The sequence below is a fragment of the Streptomyces exfoliatus genome (assembly GCF_000725545.1).
GTDB classification, from domain to species: Bacteria; Actinomycetota; Actinomycetes; order Streptomycetales; family Streptomycetaceae; genus Streptomyces; species Streptomyces exfoliatus.
In genome coordinates, this window is record NZ_KL647056.1 from 23,120 (window position 1) to 40,336 (window position 17,217).

General features: G+C 72.9%; 19 protein-coding genes. 10 read left to right on the forward strand and 9 right to left on the reverse strand.

Features of this window, described 5'->3' with window-relative positions; genetic code table 11:
• Nucleotides 1-117: 117 nt before the first annotated feature.
• On the forward strand, nt 118-621 hold the full coding sequence (locus tag IO20_RS0134535) for a GNAT family N-acetyltransferase (RefSeq protein WP_030550211.1): 504 nt from the start codon (nt 118-120) through the stop codon (nt 619-621).
• Between the two features lie 69 nt (nt 622-690).
• Here the strand turns inward: IO20_RS0134535 and IO20_RS0134540 are convergent, their stop codons facing one another.
• Together IO20_RS0134540 and IO20_RS0134545 are read right to left on the reverse strand one after the other, a co-directional pair.
• Nucleotides 691-1,152: a pyridoxamine 5'-phosphate oxidase family protein gene (locus IO20_RS0134540; protein WP_030550209.1), complete on the reverse strand. Its 462-nt coding sequence runs from the start codon at nt 1,150-1,152 to the stop codon at nt 691-693.
• A 300-nt stretch (nt 1,153-1,452) separates the two neighbouring features.
• Nucleotides 1,453-2,367, reverse strand: coding sequence for a hypothetical protein (locus IO20_RS0134545; protein WP_245685163.1), 915 nt, complete (start codon nt 2,365-2,367; stop codon nt 1,453-1,455).
• 230 nt (nt 2,368-2,597) lie between these two features.
• On the opposite strand from IO20_RS0134545, the gene IO20_RS0134550 reads away from it, so the two are divergent.
• Genes IO20_RS0134550 through IO20_RS0134560 form a run of 3 tightly spaced genes read left to right on the forward strand, consistent with a single transcriptional unit; the run spans nt 2,598 to nt 3,895 of the window.
• Nucleotides 2,598-2,888 carry a hypothetical protein gene (locus tag IO20_RS0134550; protein ID WP_030550199.1) on the forward strand — a complete coding sequence of 97 codons (291 nt, stop codon included), beginning with the start codon at nt 2,598-2,600 and terminating at the stop codon, nt 2,886-2,888.
• 45 nt (nt 2,889-2,933) lie between these two features.
• Entirely contained in the window at nt 2,934-3,269 is a 336-nt protein-coding gene (locus IO20_RS0134555; protein ID WP_030550197.1) for a DUF2087 domain-containing protein, read from the forward strand.
• Nucleotides 3,266-3,895, forward strand: a complete 630-nt coding sequence (locus tag IO20_RS0134560) for a LysE family transporter (protein ID WP_030550196.1) — start codon at nt 3,266-3,268, stop codon at nt 3,893-3,895. The genes IO20_RS0134555 and IO20_RS0134560 overlap by 4 nt, the downstream gene beginning before the upstream one ends.
• Before the next feature lie 98 nt (nt 3,896-3,993).
• Here IO20_RS0134560 and IO20_RS0134565 read toward each other — a convergent pair whose 3' ends face one another.
• From IO20_RS0134565 to IO20_RS0134575, 3 genes are all read right to left on the reverse strand, one after another.
• On the reverse strand, nt 3,994-4,785 hold the full coding sequence (locus IO20_RS0134565; RefSeq protein WP_030550194.1) for an ABC transporter permease: 792 nt from the start codon (nt 4,783-4,785) through the stop codon (nt 3,994-3,996).
• The gene (locus IO20_RS0134570; protein WP_030550192.1) at nt 4,782-5,741 is read right to left on the reverse strand and encodes an ATP-binding cassette domain-containing protein; all 960 of its coding nucleotides are present in this window, start codon (nt 5,739-5,741) and stop codon (nt 4,782-4,784) included. Before IO20_RS0134570 ends, IO20_RS0134565 begins: the two co-directional genes overlap by 4 nt.
• A gap of 94 nt (nt 5,742-5,835) precedes the next feature.
• The gene (locus IO20_RS0134575) at nt 5,836-6,507 is read right to left on the reverse strand and encodes a DUF4097 family beta strand repeat-containing protein (RefSeq protein ID WP_030550189.1); all 672 of its coding nucleotides are present in this window, start codon (nt 6,505-6,507) and stop codon (nt 5,836-5,838) included.
• 260 nt (nt 6,508-6,767) lie between these two features.
• Between IO20_RS0134575 and IO20_RS0134580 the strand changes: the two genes are divergently transcribed.
• Nucleotides 6,768-7,565, forward strand: a complete 798-nt coding sequence (locus IO20_RS0134580) for a helix-turn-helix domain-containing protein (protein WP_037637161.1) — start codon at nt 6,768-6,770, stop codon at nt 7,563-7,565.
• Between the two features lie 72 nt (nt 7,566-7,637).
• On the opposite strand, the gene IO20_RS0134585 is transcribed toward IO20_RS0134580, so the two are convergent.
• A complete protein-coding gene (locus IO20_RS0134585) occupies nt 7,638-7,949 on the reverse strand; it encodes a hypothetical protein (protein WP_030550180.1) in 312 nt (103 codons plus the stop codon).
• A 226-nt stretch (nt 7,950-8,175) separates the two neighbouring features.
• Between IO20_RS0134585 and IO20_RS0134590 the strand changes: the two genes are divergently transcribed.
• Nucleotides 8,176-10,275 carry a hypothetical protein gene (locus IO20_RS0134590; RefSeq protein ID WP_030550179.1) on the forward strand — a complete coding sequence of 700 codons (2,100 nt, stop codon included), beginning with the start codon at nt 8,176-8,178 and terminating at the stop codon, nt 10,273-10,275.
• A gap of 71 nt (nt 10,276-10,346) precedes the next feature.
• Here the strand turns inward: IO20_RS0134590 and IO20_RS40625 are convergent, their stop codons facing one another.
• The 3 genes from IO20_RS40625 to IO20_RS0134605 all read right to left on the reverse strand — a co-directional run bounded on the left by IO20_RS40625 (nt 10,347) and on the right by IO20_RS0134605 (nt 11,783).
• Nucleotides 10,347-10,511 carry a hypothetical protein gene (locus IO20_RS40625; protein WP_157850875.1) on the reverse strand — a complete coding sequence of 55 codons (165 nt, stop codon included), beginning with the start codon at nt 10,509-10,511 and terminating at the stop codon, nt 10,347-10,349.
• A gap of 56 nt (nt 10,512-10,567) precedes the next feature.
• Nucleotides 10,568-10,918, reverse strand: coding sequence for a hypothetical protein (locus tag IO20_RS0134600; protein WP_030550177.1), 351 nt, complete (start codon nt 10,916-10,918; stop codon nt 10,568-10,570).
• A gap of 139 nt (nt 10,919-11,057) precedes the next feature.
• Nucleotides 11,058-11,783, reverse strand: a complete 726-nt coding sequence (locus IO20_RS0134605; RefSeq protein WP_030550175.1) for a PIG-L deacetylase family protein — start codon at nt 11,781-11,783, stop codon at nt 11,058-11,060.
• Nucleotides 11,784-11,932: 149 nt separating this feature from the next.
• Between IO20_RS0134605 and asnB the strand changes: the two genes are divergently transcribed.
• The 4 genes from asnB to IO20_RS0134625 all read left to right on the forward strand — a co-directional run bounded on the left by asnB (nt 11,933) and on the right by IO20_RS0134625 (nt 17,200).
• Nucleotides 11,933-13,738, forward strand: coding sequence for an asparagine synthase (glutamine-hydrolyzing) (asnB, locus tag IO20_RS0134610; RefSeq protein WP_030550173.1), 1,806 nt, complete (start codon nt 11,933-11,935; stop codon nt 13,736-13,738).
• A gap of 61 nt (nt 13,739-13,799) precedes the next feature.
• Complete coding sequence (locus IO20_RS0134615) at nt 13,800-14,759, forward strand: 2-methylaconitate cis-trans isomerase PrpF family protein (RefSeq protein WP_051874472.1); 960 nt, start codon at nt 13,800-13,802, stop codon at nt 14,757-14,759.
• Nucleotides 14,760-14,850: 91 nt separating this feature from the next.
• Nucleotides 14,851-15,597: an SDR family oxidoreductase gene (locus tag IO20_RS0134620; protein ID WP_030550169.1), complete on the forward strand. Its 747-nt coding sequence runs from the start codon at nt 14,851-14,853 to the stop codon at nt 15,595-15,597.
• Nucleotides 15,598-15,634: 37 nt separating this feature from the next.
• Nucleotides 15,635-17,200, forward strand: coding sequence for a class I tRNA ligase family protein (locus tag IO20_RS0134625; RefSeq protein ID WP_030550167.1), 1,566 nt, complete (start codon nt 15,635-15,637; stop codon nt 17,198-17,200).
• Nucleotides 17,201-17,217: the final 17 nt, after the last annotated feature.

The following is a 17,217-nucleotide window of genomic DNA, read 5'->3' on the forward strand; positions in this document are numbered from 1 at the left end:
CACCACTGACCGAGCCCCACCCACCGGCCGTACGGCGCACGCGCAGCCCCCGGCGCCGCCCGGGGCTGCGCGTGACCCCGGCCCCCGGCGGGATGATCCGTGGGGCAGGGTAGGGGCGTGCCTACTTACGAAGCGATGGCGTCCCACCTTGAGACCGAGCGGCTGATACTGCGGCCGTGGGCCGAGTCGGACGCGGCCGAGTTCTGCGCCCTCCTTTCCGAGCGCGGCAAGGGGACGCCCCCGGTCGAGCGCATCCGTACGTCCATCGCGGAGTTTCTCGCCGCGACGGAGACCACGGGGATCGCCCTGCTGCCCGTCCAGCGCCGTGACGAAGGAGACTTCATCGGATACTGCGGCCTGATCGTCGGCCGTTCGACCCTGGAGGAGCCCGAGATCGCGTACGAGCTGTTCCAGCGCGCGCACGGGCGCGGCTACGCCACCGAGGCGGCCCGCGCGGTGCTCGAAGCCGCCGCCGCGACCGGACGGGAACGGCTCTGGTCGACCGTCGGCACGTGGAACACACCGTCGCTCCGCGTCCTGGAGAAGCTCGGGTTCGACCGGGACCACGTCTCCATGGAGGACAACGGGGAAGTGGCCTGGCTCACCCGCTCGTTGCCGTGACGCGACGGAGCCCGTACAGGGCCGGGTCCATGCTCCGCGCAAGGGGCTCCGCGTGCGGCGGCGCCGTCCTCAGCCGTCGATGTCGAGTGCCGTCCCGTACAGCCGGGACACCTTCAGGCGGATGACCACACGGCGTTCGGCGACGAGCTGCTCCAGGAAGGCGGTCTCGTCCGTCGGCCGGGCGGCCTCGGGGATCATCGCGAGCAGCTCTCGGCCGGTCGCGTCCCCCGGGGTGGTCGTGACGTCGGAGACCTCGGCTTCGCCCTCGGCCACGGCGAACGACCACACGTTCCCGCCCGGGACGTGCACGGCCGCGCGGGGGTCGCGCCGGAGCTGCTTGACCTTGACGCGGTCGGCCGTGGTGGAGAACCGCACGACGCGCTCCTCGGCGTCCCAGCTGTAGAGCATGGTGGTGAGGTGGGGATGCCCGCTGCGCTTGTTCGTGGCGAGGGTGCCGAACTGCTGAGAACTCAGCAGCTCGGACAGGGCGTCGTCGGACAGGGCGCGGGGTGCGGCGGGGCCTTTGGTCATGACGAGGTCAACTCGGCGACAGCTCCCGGCATTCCAGCCCGCCGAGGATCCGACGAGGGGGCTGCCCCGGCCGGCGGTCCACCCGACGGGCACAAGCCGCACAGGCCACCAGCCCGCACGTGCACGTCCACGGGGTGTACGAGTCTTCCGGACGGAAGCAGCGTGTGGGCGGTGACCCCGGAGCCTGCAGCCGGGGCCTGTGCGGGTCAGCACGGAACGCCGTCTCCGGCAAGCAGGCGGAACGCAAGAGGAGCTCGATGTCCCGGGTGTCGCCCAGGCGGGCTGATCCCTCGGGGGCCGTCAGGGCCCGCAGACCTCCACCGTGCGTACGTATCCGCCCAGGTTCTCGTCGTCCGTGCCGGTGAGGGCCTCCTGGGAGTCGGGTACGCACTCCAGCGCCTCGATCTTGTAGCCGGGGTACGTGCCGAGGAGTTTCGGGGTTTCGGTGAGGGTGAGGCGGAGCCGGCCCGTCGTCGTCACCTTCACCCGGCCCGCGTCGGTGACCGCCGAGTCGAACGGGCCGTCGTCGCCCGCGTCCGCCGCCGAACTCACCAGGACGCGGCCCGAGGCGCTCACCGTGATGTCCGAGATGTGGCGGGTCCCGGAGTCGGTCGGGTACGGGGCGCGGTACGTCCTGCGCGTCACGTCGCCGAACAGCGGCTGGCCCCACGAGGCGAACGTCAGGGGCGCCGCGTACAGGGTCGCCGGGCGGTCCGCGCCCGCTCCCCGGTCCGCCCACAGCGCCGCCTGCTTGCCGTTCGGCGAGGCGACGAGCGCGAAGCTCTCGAAGTCGTCGCCTTCGCCGATCGCGGGCAGCGGCGCGTAGTCGACGACCGTCGCCGTGCCGCCGCTGACGCTCAGGTGGTAGACGATGCCGCGGGAGGCGAGGGCCACGTACCTGCCCGGCGTTCCGGGGACGGCCTCGATGGCTTCGAGGTCGACGGGTTCCGGTCCGTCCCAGGTCAGCGGGGTGACGGCGGGCTTCGTGCCTTCCTTGTACGTGATCCGGGACAGGCGCTGCTGGCCGGTCCGCTTGTTGTCGTGGACGACCAGCGCGTGGACGCCGGTTCCGTCCTCCGTGCGGGAGGCGAAGGCAAGGCCGCTGACCCCGCTGCGGGCGTCCGCGCCCACCTTCTGCCAGGTGTCGGCGGCCCCGACCGGGGCCGCCCCCAGGACGGTCAGCAGCACGGTCGCCGCCGCGGTGAAACAGGACACGCGCCTCAACCTCTGGATACCCACTGGGTGTTGCTCGCCTTCGTTGTGCGCCGGAAGACGCGCGGGTACGCGTCGGGCGTCAGCGTATGGATCTTGGTGCTGGCCGCCCAACGGCCGTTACGCCGTTCGGCCGAGCACGCCCGTTCGGTCCGCGCCGCCGTGCGCCGTGCCGTACCCGCTGGTGTGCTGGTCGGGATCGCCGTACCCCCGCCACGTACAGGAGAAGCGCCATGGCCGTCATCGTCACCGTCGAGATCCCCGGTGGGACGCAGGAGCAGTACGAGGAGACCACCCGGATGCTCCAGGCCGCCGAGTGGTTCCCGCCCGCCGGGTTCATCGCGCACGCGGCCGGTCCCGACGGGAGCGGAGGATGGCGGATCGTGGACTTCTGGGAGTCGGAGGGCGACTTCCACGCCTTCGTGGAGAAGGCCAGGCCCATCTTCGACCGCGGTGGCGTCCGTACGATCCTGCCCACCGTCCAGGAGGCGGTGAGTGTGATGGTGCGGCCCGAGCCGAAGTGAAAACCCTTTGCGGGGCGGGGGCCGGCGGCGTCAGGCTTCGTCGCCATGACCAGTCATCATCCAGCCCCCCTTCCTGCCTCCCGGCCCGCCCGCCCCGTCGCGGACCTCTTCTCCGCCGATGGGCGCCTCAAGGCGATCCCGCGTAAGCCCGCCCGCCGTGAGGCGCTGCTCGCGCACCTTGCCGCGACCCTGTTCGAGGACGGCCGGGACTACCGCGAGCCCGAGGTCAACGAGGCCCTGCTCGCCGTGCACGAGGACTTCCCCGCCCTCCGTCGCTATCTCGTGATCGGCGGCTTCCTCGGTCGTACCAAGGACGGCTCCACCTACCGCCTCCGGCAGCAGACCGGCTTCACCGGAGGCGCGATCCCCGCCGTCGCGTGAGTGCCGCGGTGGTGGCCGGCCTGCTCGCCGGTTACGGCATCGCGATCCCGGTCGGCGCCGTCGGCGCCTACCTGGTGGCCGTCACGGCCCGGACCGGCTGGCGTACGGGGGCGGGCGCGGCCCTCGGCGTCGCCACGGCCGACGGGGTGTACGCGCTCCTCGCCGTCGCGGGCGGTTCCGCGCTCGTCCCGCTGCTCACCCCGGTGATGGACCCGCTCCGCTGGGCCTCCGCCGTGGTGCTCGTGGGCCTTGCGGTGCGGGCCGCCCACCTGGCCCTCGCCTCGTACCGTACGGGCGGGCTCGCCTCCCGCGACGACGGGAGCGAACTCACCCCGGGCCGGGCCTACTTCACCTTCCTGGGCGTCACCGTCCTCAATCCCGTGACGGTGGTCTACTTCGCCGCCCTGGTCCTCGCGACGGGGCCCTCGGCCCCCGCCGCCCCGCTCGACCGCACCGCCTTCGTCCTCGCGGCCCTCGCCGCCTCCGCCAGCTGGCAGTTGCTCCTCGCCCTGGGCGGCAGCCTCCTCGGGCGGACCCTGGCCGGCGCGCGCGGCAGGCTGACGACGGCGCTCGTGTCGAGCGTGCTGATCGTGGCGCTCGCGGTGCGGCTCGTCGTCGAGGGGTGAGAGACGCGAGAAGGGCGGCGTACTCCGACCTGGTGTCGGGTACGCCGCCCTTCGGGCCGATCCGTGGTTGCCGTCTACTTCTGCTTCTACTTGTACTTCTACTTCGCGTCGCGGTTGTAGACCGCCTTCGACCAGCGGTAGCCGAGCGCGGTGAGCACCAGGCACCAGGCGACCGCGAGCCAGCCGTTGTGGCCGATCTCGGTGCCGAGGAGCAGGCCGCGCAGGGTCTCGATGGCCGGGGTGAACGGCTGGTACTCGGCGATCGGCTGGAACCAGCCCGGCATCGCGTCGATCGGGACGAAGGTGCTGGAGATCAGCGGCAGGAAGATCAGCGGCAGGGCGTTGTTGCTGGCCGCCTCGGCGTTCGGGCTGACCATGCCCATGCCGACCGCGATCCAGGTGAGCGCCAGGGCGAAGAAGGTGAGCAGTCCGAACGCCGCCAGCCACTCCAGGGCCGTGGCGTCCGTGGACCGGAAGCCGATGGCGACGCCGACGGCGCCGACGAGGACGACGCTGACGATCGACTGCAGGACGCTGCTGATGACGTGTCCGGTGATCACGGCGCCGCGGTGGATCGCCATGGAGCGGAAGCGGGCGATGATGCCCTCGGTCATGTCGTTGGAGACGGAGACCGCGGTGCCGACGACGGTGGAGCCGATGGTCATCAGGAGCAGGCCCGGCACGAGGTAGGCGATGTAGTCGGCGCGGTCGGCGCCGCCGCCGCTCATTCCGGCGCTCATCACGTCACCGAAGATGTAGACGAAGAGCAGGAGCAGCATGACGGGCGTGAGCAGCAGGTTCAGCGTGAGGGACGGGTAGCGCCGGGCGTGCAGGAGGTTCCGGCGCAGCATCGTGTTCGTGTCGCGGACGGCGAGGGCGAGGGTGCTCATCGGACGTTCTCCTTGGTCTGGTCGGGGATGGCGTTGCCGGTGCTCGTGAGGGCGAAGAAGACGTCGTCGAGGTCGGGAGTGTGGACGGTGAGCTCGTCGGCCTCGATGCCGGCCGCGTCCAGCCAGTCGAGGATGGCGCGGAGTTCGCGCTGCGTGCCGTCGCTGGGGATCTGGAGGGTCTGGGCCTCGCCGTCGGGGGTGGCGTGGGTGAGGGCGGTGGCGGCGGAGCGGTAGGTCTCGGGGTCGGTGAAGCGGAGGCGGACGTGTCCGCCGGGGACCAGGCGCTTGAGTTCTTCGGCGGTGCCTTCGGCGGCGATGCGGCCGTTGTGGAGGACCGCGATGCGGTCGGCGAGCTGGTCGGCCTCCTCCAGGTACTGGGTGGTGAGGAAGACGGTGACGCCTCCGGTGACGAGTTCGCGGATGATCTGCCACATGTTGTGGCGGGAGCGGGGGTCGAGGCCGGTGGTGGGTTCGTCGAGGAAGATGATCCGGGGATTGCCGACGAGGGTCATGGCGATGTCGAGGCGCCGCTTCATGCCGCCGGAGTAGGTGGAGGCGGGCTTCTTGGCGGCTTCGGTGAGGTCGAAGCGGGCGAGGAGTTCGGCGGTGATCCGGCGCCCTTCGGCCTTGGACAGGTGGTGCAGGTCGGCCATGAGGAGCATGTTCTCCTCGCCGCTGATCAGACCGTCGACGGCGGAGAACTGTCCGGTGACGCCGATGGCGGCGCGGACGGCCTGCGGGTCGGTGGCGAGGTGGTGGCCGCCGACGTGCGCTTCGCCGGCGTCGGCGGTGATGAGGGTGGAGAGGATCTTGACGGCGGTGGTCTTGCCGGCCCCGTTCGGGCCGAGCAGGGAGAAGATCGTTCCCTCGGGGACGGTCAGGTCGATGCCGTCGAGGACCTTCTTGTCCCCGTAGGACTTGCGCAGCCCGTTCGCCGCGATGGCCGGGTTGGACATGATGGGTGTGCTCCTCAGCTGTGCGGGTCGGATACTGCGGCTGGGTCGGATGCCGCGGTGGGTCGGTGGCTTCTGCCGTGGTGGCGTGCGTCGGTCAGAGGCTGCGGGCGGCGATGTCGCCGTACTCCGTGGTCGCCTTGATGCTCAGGCCGGCGGCGGCGCCGTCCGCGTTCTTGAGCGAGTTCTGGATCCGGCCGAAGCCGGTGCCCGCGTCCAGCGAGGCCGAGGCGCCGGCGGCGGCCGCGACCGTGATGTCACCCGACTGGGTGCGGAGCACGACCTTGCCGGTCGTGGCCTCGGCGATGCGGATGTCGCCCCGCGTGGTGCTGATCTCGGCGGGGCCGGAGAGGCGGCCGACCTCGACGTCCCCGTCGACCGCGGTGAGGCGGACGCGGGCGGCCTCGTCGATCTTGATGTGGCGGTACGCGCCCTCGAAGGCGATGTCGCCGAGGCGCCCGACGCCCCGCAGCTCGGTGGCGGAGGCCTTGGCCTCGACGTGGGAACCGGCGGGCAGCTTGACGGTCACCTCGACGGCGCCGGTCGGGCCGATGAGGCGGTTCTTGCCGGCCGCCGCCTCGATCCGCAGGACGCCGTCGCCGTACTCGACGGTGGTCTGCTCGGCGGTCTTCACGTCGCGGCCCTTCGAGGCGTCCGCGGGGCGGATCTCGACCGTGGTGTCGGCGCGGTCGGCGGCGATGAGGAGGATGCGGCCGGCCGGGATGTCGAGGACGGCGGTGATGGCGGCGGCGGTGTCGAACTTCTGCATGGTGTGCTCCTGTGTCGTCAGCGTGCGATCCGTTGGCCCGCTGTTTCCGATGAGTGAAAAGCTACGTTGCGTTCGAGGGTCTGGCAACAGCCTCGTTGCGTAGAAGTGTTGTAATTGCAGGTCAGCAGGGGAAAGTTGTTGCAACGGCTCTGCGAGTAATGCAACGCCGATCAGTGCGTACGTTGCAATGGATTGAGGGTGAACGCTATGCTGGCCGTCGTAGGCGTCAAGGCGCACCGAGGAACGTGAAGGAGACCGCGATGCCGGGAGGCAGGCTCACCCAGCAGGAACGCCAGCAGATCGCCCTCGGGCTGGCCGACGGCCTCGCCTACGCGGAGATCGGCAGGCGTCTCGACCGTCCGACCTCGACGGTCACGCGTGAGGTGATGCGCAACGGCGGCCCCACCGGCTACCGCGCCGACCTGGCCCATCGCGCCACCGAACGCCGCACCCAGCGGCGCAGGCAGCCGGCGCCCCTGGCGGCGGCGGAGGCGGCGCCGCCGGAGCACGGGCGGGACGCGGAGGCGGTGCGCGCGTACGAGGAGACGTTCATGACCGTGCTCCTGGGCTCGGGCATGCCCGCGATGATGTCCCGGGTGATGGCCTGCCTCACCCTCGCCGACAGCGGCAGCCTCACCGCGGCCGAACTCGTCCAGCGCCTCCAGGTCAGCCCGGCGTCCATCTCCAAGGCGGTCTCGTTCCTGGAGAGCCAGGGCTTTCTGCGCCGGGAGCGCGACGAAGGCCGCCGCGAGCGCTACATCGTCGACGACGACATCTGGTACCAGTCGATGATCGCCAGCGCGCGGTCCATCGCGCAGATCGTCGAGACGGCGCGGCAGGGTGTGGGCGTCCTCGGTGCCGACACCCCGGCCGGCAACCGCCTGGAGAACGTCGCCCGCTTCCTCGACTTCGTCGCCGAGAGCAGCATGCGCGCCGCGGAACAGGCCCGGGAGATCCTCCATACGAAGGCCCCGGCGCCCGCCGAGGACCAGGCGGTGCGGGCGGCCTCGGGCGACGATGCCGCAGAGCCGGGCCCTGAGGGGCAGGACGCCCCCTAGGGGGTGTCCGGCCCTGATCCGCCGGACACGCCCCAGGGCCGTTCGCGGGGGCCGCTCGTGTCGAGCCGCTGGTCAGCTGTGGTTTCGTACCCCCGCGGCCAGGGCCGCCGAGCCGGCCACCGCGAGGACCGCCCCCGCCGCCAGCACCCCGCGGCGCGAGCGCCAGGAGAGGACCGACCAGCAGGACCGGGCCGAGAGCAGCGAACCGGCGCTCGCCCAGGAGCCCACCGAGCCGACGGAGAGCGCGGAGCCCACGGAGCCGACGGAGAGGAACGAGCCGACGGAGCCGACCGAGAGCGTCGACCCGATCGATCCGACGGACAGGAACGAGTCCCGCGACCAGAGGGACAGGCACGAACCGGACGAAGCGCGGCGAGGGGTCATACGGCGATCGTAGGGCGGCCCCTCGCCCGCCGCCCCCGGACCCGCGCCCTGTCCGCCGCCCCCGGACCCGCGCCCTGCCCGCCGCCCCCGGACCCGCGCCTTTCGCTCCCTGCCCCCCCCCGGCGGAGAGGGCCTGTCAGACCCCTGTGGCACGGTGGTTCCCGGGGCGGGAGAGCCGTCCTCGACGGATCCCGGAGAAGGCCCCGGAGAACCCAGGGAGCAGCACGTGAACGACGCCGCCGGCGCCCCCTCCGCCCCCGCCGCCCGCCGCCGCGCGGCGCGCGGACGGCCCTCGGACCTCGCCCTGATCACGGCCTGGTGGCAGGGGCTCGGCGGCGACGGCTTCCTCGTGCTCCCGCCGCCGAACCGCGGCCGCTACACGCAGTCCGACGGCCACGAGGACGCCGCCGAGGTCCACGCGGAGCGCGGGCTCACCGGCCCCGTCTCCTTCGCCTACTGGCACTGGCAGTCCCACGGGCGGGCCTTCGACCGCGCCGGCGCCCTGACGGGCGAACTGCTGCTGCACTGGGGCGGCGACCACACCACCGTCGCCGCCGGGCTCGGTGAGGGGCCGGCCGGTTTCCGGGTCGCCGACGGCGGCCCGCAGGGCGCCTTCCGACTGGACCGGATCACCGACCGGGACGAGGCGGGACTGCCCGATCCCGCAGATCCCGACGGCGTACGGCAGGTCCTCGACGCGCTCGACGAGCCGGTGGACCGCAGTGTTTCCCCGCTCCGGTACCGGCCCCTGTCCCCGGTCGAGGCCGCCTGGCTCCACGAACGCCTTGCCGACGCCCAGGACCTCGCCGCCGCGACCCGGTTCGCGGTCTCGCTCGAGCGTAGGGACGGGCTCACGCCCGACGAGACGGAGCGGCTGCTGCGCGCCTGGCGTGCCGAGTACGAAGGGCGGCTCACGGCGTGGGGCGCCTGGGCGGAGCTGCTCCACGCGCTGCTGCGCCACGGCCACGCGGAGGCGTGGGAGGCGGTCGACGCCCTCGGCGTCGGCGACCCCAGGGTGGCCGCCGTCGTGTCCCGGATGCCGTCGGAGCGGGGCCTGGCCGTCGTGCGGGAGGCCGCGCTCGCGGGCCATCGCGCCCCGGTGCACGCCTGGCTCGCGCTGCACCGGTCACTGCGCGAGCCCGACGCGGTACGGGCCGCGGCGAGCCTCGCGGTGGAACTGGCCGCGCACGACGCGCCGGAGACCTCGCTGCACGGGCTGTACGGCGCGCTGATCGGGGCCGTCACCGCCGACTGGCGCCGGGAGGCGGGGGCGGGCTACCACGAGGGCAGGTCGTACGCCGGGCTCGCGGCGGTCCGCCTCGCCACCGACGAGGGACTGCCGCGGGTGCTGCGCGTCCTCGCCGCTGACGCGGCCCGCGAACAGGTGGAGCACGTCCGGGAGGAGGCGCTCCGGTCCGGTCAGTCCGAACTCCATGGTGTCGGCACCGCCGAGGTGCTGGCCGCCGTGGACCGTTACGAGGCCGCCAGGGACGGACTCCTGTCCGGTACCGGCCCCGAACTCACCGGTTCCGAGACCCGGCTCGCCGACGTGTGGCACCGGTACCGGACGCTCACCGACGCCGACGTGCGCTGGCTGCGGGACCGGGTGGCCGACCCGACGACCGGTCTGCAGGGGCTCGGGTTCTGCCTCGAACTCCTCGTCGCCCACGGCCTGGCCACGGAGTCCGACGTCGAGGCGCTGCTGCCCCGCCGGATGAAGGACCTCACCAAGAAGTACCCGACCACGTACACCGAATGGCGCCACCCGCTGGTCACCCTGACCTGTCTGGCCCTCGACCTCGACCACCCGGCCGCGGGGAAACTGGTCTCCTGGTGGAAGGCGGCCCGGCCGCTGTGGAAGGACGAACTGCGGCTCCTCACCCACCTCGGCGCCCCCGACGAGGCGAAGGCCGCCGAACTGTGGGACTTCGTCACCTCGCCCGCCCACGACGTGGGCCAGCTGATGACCTGGGTGCTGGTCCGGGCCCGCCTCGACGGGGAGCACCCGCTGCTGGTCGCCGACCGGCTGCTCGGCAACCCGGACATCCGCGAGTACGTGCTGCGCCGGGTGCAGATCGGCGTCGCGGATCCCGAACAGCCGCTGTGGCACTACGCGGTCGACCCGAGAAGCGTGTGCTGGTGGCGGCGCGCCCAGGAGGTCGCCGAGCACCCTGGCCTCTCGCCGGAGGCCCGTGCCGTCGGCCTGAGCGTCGCCCGCGAGCACTACCTCATCCGCCACCCGGACCAGGTGAGCCCCGCACCGACGGAGGCGGACCGCGCGAAGGCCCTGGCCTGGCTCGCCCGGCACGACGCCCCCCAGGCCTAGGGTCCTTCGTACGGACCATGCCGGGCTCGCGGGGTCCGGTGCCTGATCCGGCCTGATCCAAACGAAAGACCCTAGCCGCCGCAGGCGGGGAGGAACTCCAGGCCCTCGGGGGTGCCGAAGCGGATCACCGCGAGGTAGGCCTCCGGGTAGTCACAGCCCAGGTCGGTCCACTGGAGTGCGAGGACGGTCCAGAGCGCGAAGACGGCAACGAGAAACCAACGCCAGCCCTTTGACATGTACGCCAGGTACCCGGCGGCCCCGCGGAGGAACCGCTTCCCCAGTCGTCGTCCGGCTATCTTCCGAACCCGAAGCGTTCCCTGAGGTCCTCGTCGACGCGCTTCTGGTCGGCGGCGGCCGCCGTGATCGCGTCCGAGAGGGGGCCGGTCAGGTGGTTCCCGAGTGCGCGGGTGGCGAGGACGAGGTCGTCGACGATCGGGCCGAAGCCCGCGGCGATCACGGCGCCGAGCGAGCCGCTCGCGCGGAGCTCCGTCACGTCGAACACGGCTTGGCCGAGATCCGTCGACGTCGTGTCGCGGAGGTGGGTGGCCACCTTGTCGAGGGAGGCGACCGCGCGTTTGTGCTCGTCGCGCTCGACCCTGAGGTCGTCCTTCCACCAGGCGCCGCCGGAGGAGGCGAGGCTCATGTTGGCACCGCCGAACGTGCGACCGCCGTCGGCGGCCCCCCGGAGCCACGCCCCCTACCCCGGGCGCCAGGCCGCCCGACGCGCCGCCGCTCTCGCCCCTCGGGCTCATGCCCGGGGAGTCCACACGTGTCCGCCGGCGTCAGTCGATGTGCACGATCTGGAAGGCCTCGGCCATCCGGCCGGGGGGCAGGCCGCCCGCCGTCGCGTGTTCGCCGAGCCAGGTGCGGAGCAGGCCGGCGAGGTCGTCGAAGTGGGCCGTCTGGGAGGTGTGGATGCGCAGGGCCTCGACCTTGCGGTCGAAGACGGAGGTGACGTCGACGTACTGGTTCGGGGTGGGGCCCGTCATCAGCCACAGCTCGTGGACGATCCAGGGTTCCAGGCCCTCGTCCTTGAGCAGTGAGGCGTGGGCGAAGGGGTTGCGGGCCTCGGGGTAGACCGCGCGCAGGCAGGCGTCGCCGACCGCGCGGTGGTCGGGGTGGAGGTCGGCGACCCGGGCCCAGTTGATCTCGGGGGAGGGGATGATCGCGCGCTGGGGGCGTACTTCGCGGATGACCCGGCACAGGTCGCGGCGGAGTTCGACGGAGGCTTCCACGAAGCTGTCGGGGTAGCCGAGGAAGCGGACGTCGGCGACGCCGCTGAGCTTGGCGGAGTGGACCTGTTCGGCGCGGCGCAGGTCCGCCATGGCCTGGCGGGGGAGCCGTTCGTCGTAACCGCCCGCGCCGCCGTCCGTGACGATGCAGTACGTGACGCGGGTGCCGCGCGCGATCCACTGCATGACGGTGCCGCTGACGCAGAACTCGATGTCGTCCGGGTGTGCGGCGACCACCAGCAGGGACTCGGGGGCGGCGCGATTGAAGTCCTCCATGCGTCCAGCCTGTTGGGATGGTGGGGGCGTCGCAAGGCCAACCCGTGGCGTGAACCGGACATGGCACTTACGCGCCATTCAAAAAGTTGGTAGATTCAAATCATTGGGTGTTCCGGGTGGTGTGATGACGTGCTTGGAGGGTGACCGGTATGTGCAGGATCCTCGGCTCCTTCGCCGCCGGGGCGGACCGCCCCGAGCCGGCCCAGCTCGCGGCGGTGTCCGCCCGGCAGCGCCACGGCGGGCCCGACGAGCACCAGGTGCTCAGCGGGCCCGGCTGGTCCCTCGGCTGCGACAGGCTCGCCGTGACCGACCCCTGCGGCGGACAGCAGCCCTACCGGCTGCCCCACCTGCCCGGCATCCTCGCCGTGCTCAACGGCGAGATCTACAACCACGCCGAGCTGCGCCGCGCCCTCGCCGCCCGCGGCCACCGGTTCCCCGACCGCTGCGACGGCACGCTGCTGCCCGCGCTCTACGCCGAGTACGGCCCCGCCTTCGCCGAGCACCTCGACGGCATGTTCGCCGTCGCCGTCCTCGACCTGCGGCCCGGCAGCACCCAACTCCTCCTCGCCGTCGACGACATGGGAATGAAGCCGATCCACCTGCACCACGACCCCTACGACGGCTCCACCCGCTTCGCCTCCGAGATCCCCGCCCTCCTCGCCTTCGAAGGCGTACGGATCTCCCCGCGCGAGGAGTCCCTCGACACCGTCCTCGCCACCCGGACCTCCTTCTCCACCCACACCGCGCTCGACGGCGTCAGCGTCCTGCCGCCCGGAGCCACCGCCTTCGTCCGGCCCGGCGCCGCGCCCGTCGTACGCCGCCGCGGCACCCACCGCGCCGACCCCGCCGGCGGCACCCAGGACGTCCTGCGCCACGAGGTGCGCAGGCTCGCCGAGGCCGACGTGCCCGTCTGCGCCATCACCAGCGGCGGCCTCGACTCCGGGCTCGTCACCGCGCTCGCCGCCGAGCACGCCCGCGAGACCGACGCGCCGCCGCTGCACAGCTTCCACCTCACCTACCGGGGTCGCTGGCCCGACTCCGAGGCCGCGTACGCCCGTTCCGTCGCCCGCCGGACCCGGACCGTCCACCACGAGGTCGCCGTCGACCCCGACGAACTCGTCTCCCTCCTCACCCGGACCGTCCGCCACCTCGGCCAGCCCAACGCCGATCCCATCACCCTCTCGACGTACGCGCTCTTCCGCGCCGTCCGCGAGAACGGCTTCACCGTCGCCCTCACCGGCGACGGCGCCGACGAGCTCTTCGGCGGGTACGACCGGATGCGCGCGGCCCTCGACGCGCCGGCCGGAGCCGACTGGGCCGGCACCTACGCGGACGCCCTGTCGGCCGCGCCCCGACTGCTCCGCGAGCACCTCTACACCGCCAACTACCGTGCCCACATCGCCGACCAGGGCTCGGCCGCCGACCGCATCGAACAGGAACTGCGCTCGGCGGAGGCCGTCGGAGCCGACCGGCTCACCGCGATGACCGCGTTCGAGACACGCTGGCGACTCCCCGCGTACCACCTGCGGCGCGTCGACCACCTGTCCATGGCCTGGGCCGTCGAGGCGCGGATGCCTTTCTGCCAGCCGTCCGTCGTGACGCACGCGCGGGCGTTGCCGACGGCGGCGCGGACGGGGAAGCGCGCGCTGTACGAGGCGGGCGCGGAGCTGCTGCCCTCCTCGGTCCTGCGGCGGCCGAAGCAGCCGTTCACGCTGCCCCTCGCGGCGATGCTCGCCCCCGGCACCCCGCTCCTGGAGACCGTCCGCGAACTGCTCTCCCCGGCCCGGCTCGTCCTCGGCGGAAAGGTCCGCGCCGACCGGGTCCAGAAACTCCTCGCCCGCCACCTCGAACGCCCCTCGCAGCACGACGCCCTGACGCTCTGGGCCCTGGCCGTCCACGAACTGTGGACGGAGGTCGTCCAGGGCATGCGGATCCCGGTGGGCTGTGCGGCCTGATGACCCGGGACCTCGGCGTCCCGGACCCGTCAGTACCGGGGGGCCCTGGGGCTCCGGCCCCGTGACGGGGGGCCGAGGCCGCGTCGCCGTCGTCCCCGCGACCGGCGCCACCGTCGTCCGCGCCGAGGACGCGCCCGGGCCCACCCTCGTCCTGCGGGTCGACCAGTTGCCCGTCAGCTCGCTCGTCCTGGGGGACGAGCTGGCCCGGTTGCGCGACGCGCTGGCCGGGACGGCGTACCCCCGGCTCGACAAGATCGCCCTCTACGGGCCCACCGGCCGGCCCGGTCACGCCCTCGGCTACCGGTTCGTGCAGGCCCTCCCCGACGGGCGGTTCGACTTCCGTGCCGGCTGCGGGCACTCGCTGCTCGCCTGTGTCGTCGCCGCGGAGCGGCCCGGGCCCGTCACCGTCCGCGCGGTGACCACCGGGGACACGGTGCTCTGCGAGCCCGAGCCCGGCGGGGACGCGTACACGCTCAGTTTCCTCAAGGCGCCGACCGCCCCCGGCACCCTCCCCACCGGCCGGCCCGTCGACGTCCTCCTCGGCGTCCCCGTCTCGATCGTCCGCTACGGCAACCCGTACGTCTTCGTCGACGCCCGGCACCTCCCCGACGCCGAAGAGGCCTTGCGCGACCGGCTGCTCGTGCTCCGCGCCGCAGCCGCCCGCCTCCTCGGGTACCCACCCCACTCCGCCCTCCCCAAGATCGCCGCCATCACCGGCCGCCCCGGAGGCCCCGGCAAAGGCACCGGCAACCCCCGAGGCACCGGCAACCCCCGAGGCATCTCCGTCCGCGCCCTCACCGTCGGCGGCTGGCACCCCCGGCTCGCCCTCACCGGCGCCGCCGCCCTCGCCGCCGCCGGCGCGCTCGACGGCACCGTCGTACCCGTCCCGAGCGGCCCCGTCCACACCCCCGGCGGCACCGTGACCGTCTCCACCGCGCCCGACCGCGTCCGGGTCCACCACAAGCGCGCCGAGGTCCTCGAAAGGCTCCAACTCCCCTGGCGTATCCACGCAACGGCGTGAACGCGCACCCCGCTCACCAGGCCCGGACTCCCTTTCCTCTGCCACGCTGAAATGGACCGGCCATCGGTATCCGTGGGGAGAGCAGCCACTCATGAAATTCGAGAATCTGCGTGTCGTCGTGACCGGAGCGTCCCGCTATTTCGGCCGCGCGCTCGCCGTCGGATTCGCCCATCTCGGCGCCGAGGTCTACGTCTCGGCGCGGACCGTCGAGGCGGCCGAACGCACCCGCACCGAAGTCATGGGTTCGGCCCGCGACCGCATCCACGCCTTCGGCTGCGACCTCAGCAAGCCCGCCGAGATCCGCGAGTTCGCGGCCCGCGTCGGCGAACACACCGACCGCGTCGACCTCCTGGTCAACAACGGCGCACGCTGGCTCGACGGCATGGACCTGGAGGCGGCGAGCGACCGCGAGATCGTGGAGACGATCGAGTCGACGGCCGGCGGCACCGTCCTCATGGTGAAGCACTTCCTGCCGCTGCTCCGCGGCTCGCTGCGGCCCGACATCGTCAACATGGTCGCCGTCCGCGACGCCGAGGGCGCCTCCGCGGCGACCGCCGGCGCCGCCCACGAGGCCTTCTGGGCGGCGAAGAGTGCCCAGGCCGGATTCGCCGACATCCTCTCGCGCCGGCTGCGGCCCTCCGGCGTCCGGGTCTTCTCCCTCTTCCCGCCCGACTTCTCCACCTCCGATCCGCGCTTCGCGGAATGGGACGGATCCAATCCGGACGGAATAGCGCCCGACGAGAAGCTGACCACCCAGGCCCTCTTCGAATGCATCGTGTACGCCGTCGAGCAGCCGCGTGACTGCTTCATCCGTTCCTTCCACTTCGAACCGCGCTGAGCCCACCGCACCACAGCGTCAAGGAGGTCCCAGTCCCATGAGCACTCCCGTCTGGATCACCGCGACCCCTCCCGCCACCCACGGCGAACTCCACATCGGCCACCTCGCCGGGCCGTACGTCGCGGCCGACGTCCTCACCCGCTACCTGCGCGCCGAGGGCGAGGCGGTCAGGTTCACCACCGGCACCGCCGACCACGCCAGCTCCGTCGAGGTCCGGGCGCTGCGGCACCACCGCAAGCCCGAGGAGGTCGCGGAGGGCTACCGCGCCGCGATCACCGCCGACTGGCTGCGCTCTGGCGTGGAGTTCGACCACATCGTGCGCCCGCGCCGCGACAAGGGCTACGGACGCTGGGTGCAGGACCTCTTCGCCCGCCTCTTCGCGCAGGGCGTGATCGCGCCCCGCACCCGGCTCCTGCCGTACTGCGAGCCCTGCGACCGCTGGCTGCACGGGGCGCACGCGACCGGCACGTGCCCGCACTGCGGCGCGGTCAGCGACGGCGGGATGTGCCACGAGTGCGCCCGCCCCAACGACGGCGGCGACCTGATCGCCGCCCGCTGCGCCCTCTGCGACACCCCGGCGGTCGCCCGCCGCTGCCGCAGGCTCTACGTACCCCTGGAGCCGTTCCGGGAGACGCTCGCCGAGTACTGGGCGACGGCGGGCCTGCCGCCGCGGCTGGCCGCGCTGTGCGAGTCGCTCGTCGAGGACGGACTGCCGGACATCGCCGTCGGCCACCCCGCCGAGTGGGGTCTTCCCGTGCCGGTCGAGGGCTTCCCCGACCACCGGATCGACGGCTGCTTCGAGGCCGCCGCGATGCACCTCTTCGGCTACGACGTGAAGGGCCCGCTGCCGCGCCGCGCGATCCACTTCTGCGGCTTCGGGCACTCCTTCTGCCACGCCGTGCTGCTGCCGGTGCTGCTGCTCGCGCAGGACATCAAGCTGCCGCAGGACTTCAACGTCAACGAGTCGTACGTCATCGAGGAAGGCGTCCAGGAGGGCAACGTCTGGGCGCTCGACCTGCTCACCGAGTACGGCTCCGACACCCTGCGCCGCCACGTCCTCCAGGCCCGTCCGCTGGGCCGCCGCACCGTCTTCCACCGGGAGCGGCTCGCCGCGGCGCGCCGCGAGCTGGACGAGAACTGGAACAGTTGGTTGTCCCGGCTCTTCGCCGCCGTACGGGAGGAGTGCGCCGGCCTCGCCCCGCAGGCGCTGCCCGGCGGCACCGGCTGGGAGATCCTGGAGCGGCGGCTGCACCGGGGGGTGGACGACCTGCGCGAGGCGTACGGGCCCGACGCGTTCGACCCGCGCCGGGCGGTGGCCGTGCTCGACGAGATGGTCAGGTCGGCGGCCGACTTCGGTCACGTCAACGCCCACGAGCGGTGCCGGCCCAGCACCTCCTGCCGTCACCTCCCGGCGCTGGCGGCCCAGTTGGCGTTCGCGTCCGCCCTGTCCGCGTGGTCGCGGCCCGTGATGCCGGAGGGCGCCGACCGGCTCGCGGCGGCGCTCCAGGTGACGCCGGGGAGGCCGGTCGACTGGCAGGCGCTGACGGCTCCGCTCCCCGGGACCCGTCTGGCACCCCCGTCGGGCCCGGTCTTCGGGTTCTGATCTCTCCGACCTTCGCC

Excerpts from the sequence above, each read along its gene's own strand:
- IO20_RS0134540 (WP_030550209.1), bottom strand. The coding sequence starts at position 1,152 with ATGACCAAAGGCCCCGCCGCACCCCGCGCCCTGTCCGACGACGCCCTG.
- IO20_RS0134550 (WP_030550199.1), top strand. The coding sequence starts at position 2,598 with ATGGCCGTCATCGTCACCGTCGAGATCCCCGGTGGGACGCAGGAGCAG.
- IO20_RS0134555 (WP_030550197.1), top strand. The coding sequence starts at position 2,934 with ATGACCAGTCATCATCCAGCCCCCCTTCCTGCCTCCCGGCCCGCCCGC.
- IO20_RS0134565 (WP_030550194.1), bottom strand. The coding sequence starts at position 4,785 with ATGAGCACCCTCGCCCTCGCCGTCCGCGACACGAACACGATGCTGCGC.
- IO20_RS0134570 (WP_030550192.1), bottom strand. The coding sequence starts at position 5,741 with ATGTCCAACCCGGCCATCGCGGCGAACGGGCTGCGCAAGTCCTACGGG.
- IO20_RS0134575 (WP_030550189.1), bottom strand. The coding sequence starts at position 6,507 with ATGCAGAAGTTCGACACCGCCGCCGCCATCACCGCCGTCCTCGACATC.
- IO20_RS0134580 (WP_037637161.1), top strand. The coding sequence starts at position 6,768 with ATGCCGGGAGGCAGGCTCACCCAGCAGGAACGCCAGCAGATCGCCCTC.
- IO20_RS0134585 (WP_030550180.1), bottom strand. The coding sequence starts at position 7,949 with ATGACCCCTCGCCGCGCTTCGTCCGGTTCGTGCCTGTCCCTCTGGTCG.
- IO20_RS40625 (WP_157850875.1), bottom strand. The coding sequence starts at position 10,511 with ATGTCAAAGGGCTGGCGTTGGTTTCTCGTTGCCGTCTTCGCGCTCTGG.
- IO20_RS0134600 (WP_030550177.1), bottom strand. The coding sequence starts at position 10,918 with ATGAGCCTCGCCTCCTCCGGCGGCGCCTGGTGGAAGGACGACCTCAGG.
- IO20_RS0134605 (WP_030550175.1), bottom strand. The coding sequence starts at position 11,783 with ATGGAGGACTTCAATCGCGCCGCCCCCGAGTCCCTGCTGGTGGTCGCC.
- asnB (WP_030550173.1), top strand. The coding sequence starts at position 11,933 with ATGTGCAGGATCCTCGGCTCCTTCGCCGCCGGGGCGGACCGCCCCGAG.
- IO20_RS0134620 (WP_030550169.1), top strand. The coding sequence starts at position 14,851 with ATGAAATTCGAGAATCTGCGTGTCGTCGTGACCGGAGCGTCCCGCTAT.
- IO20_RS0134625 (WP_030550167.1), top strand. The coding sequence starts at position 15,635 with ATGAGCACTCCCGTCTGGATCACCGCGACCCCTCCCGCCACCCACGGC.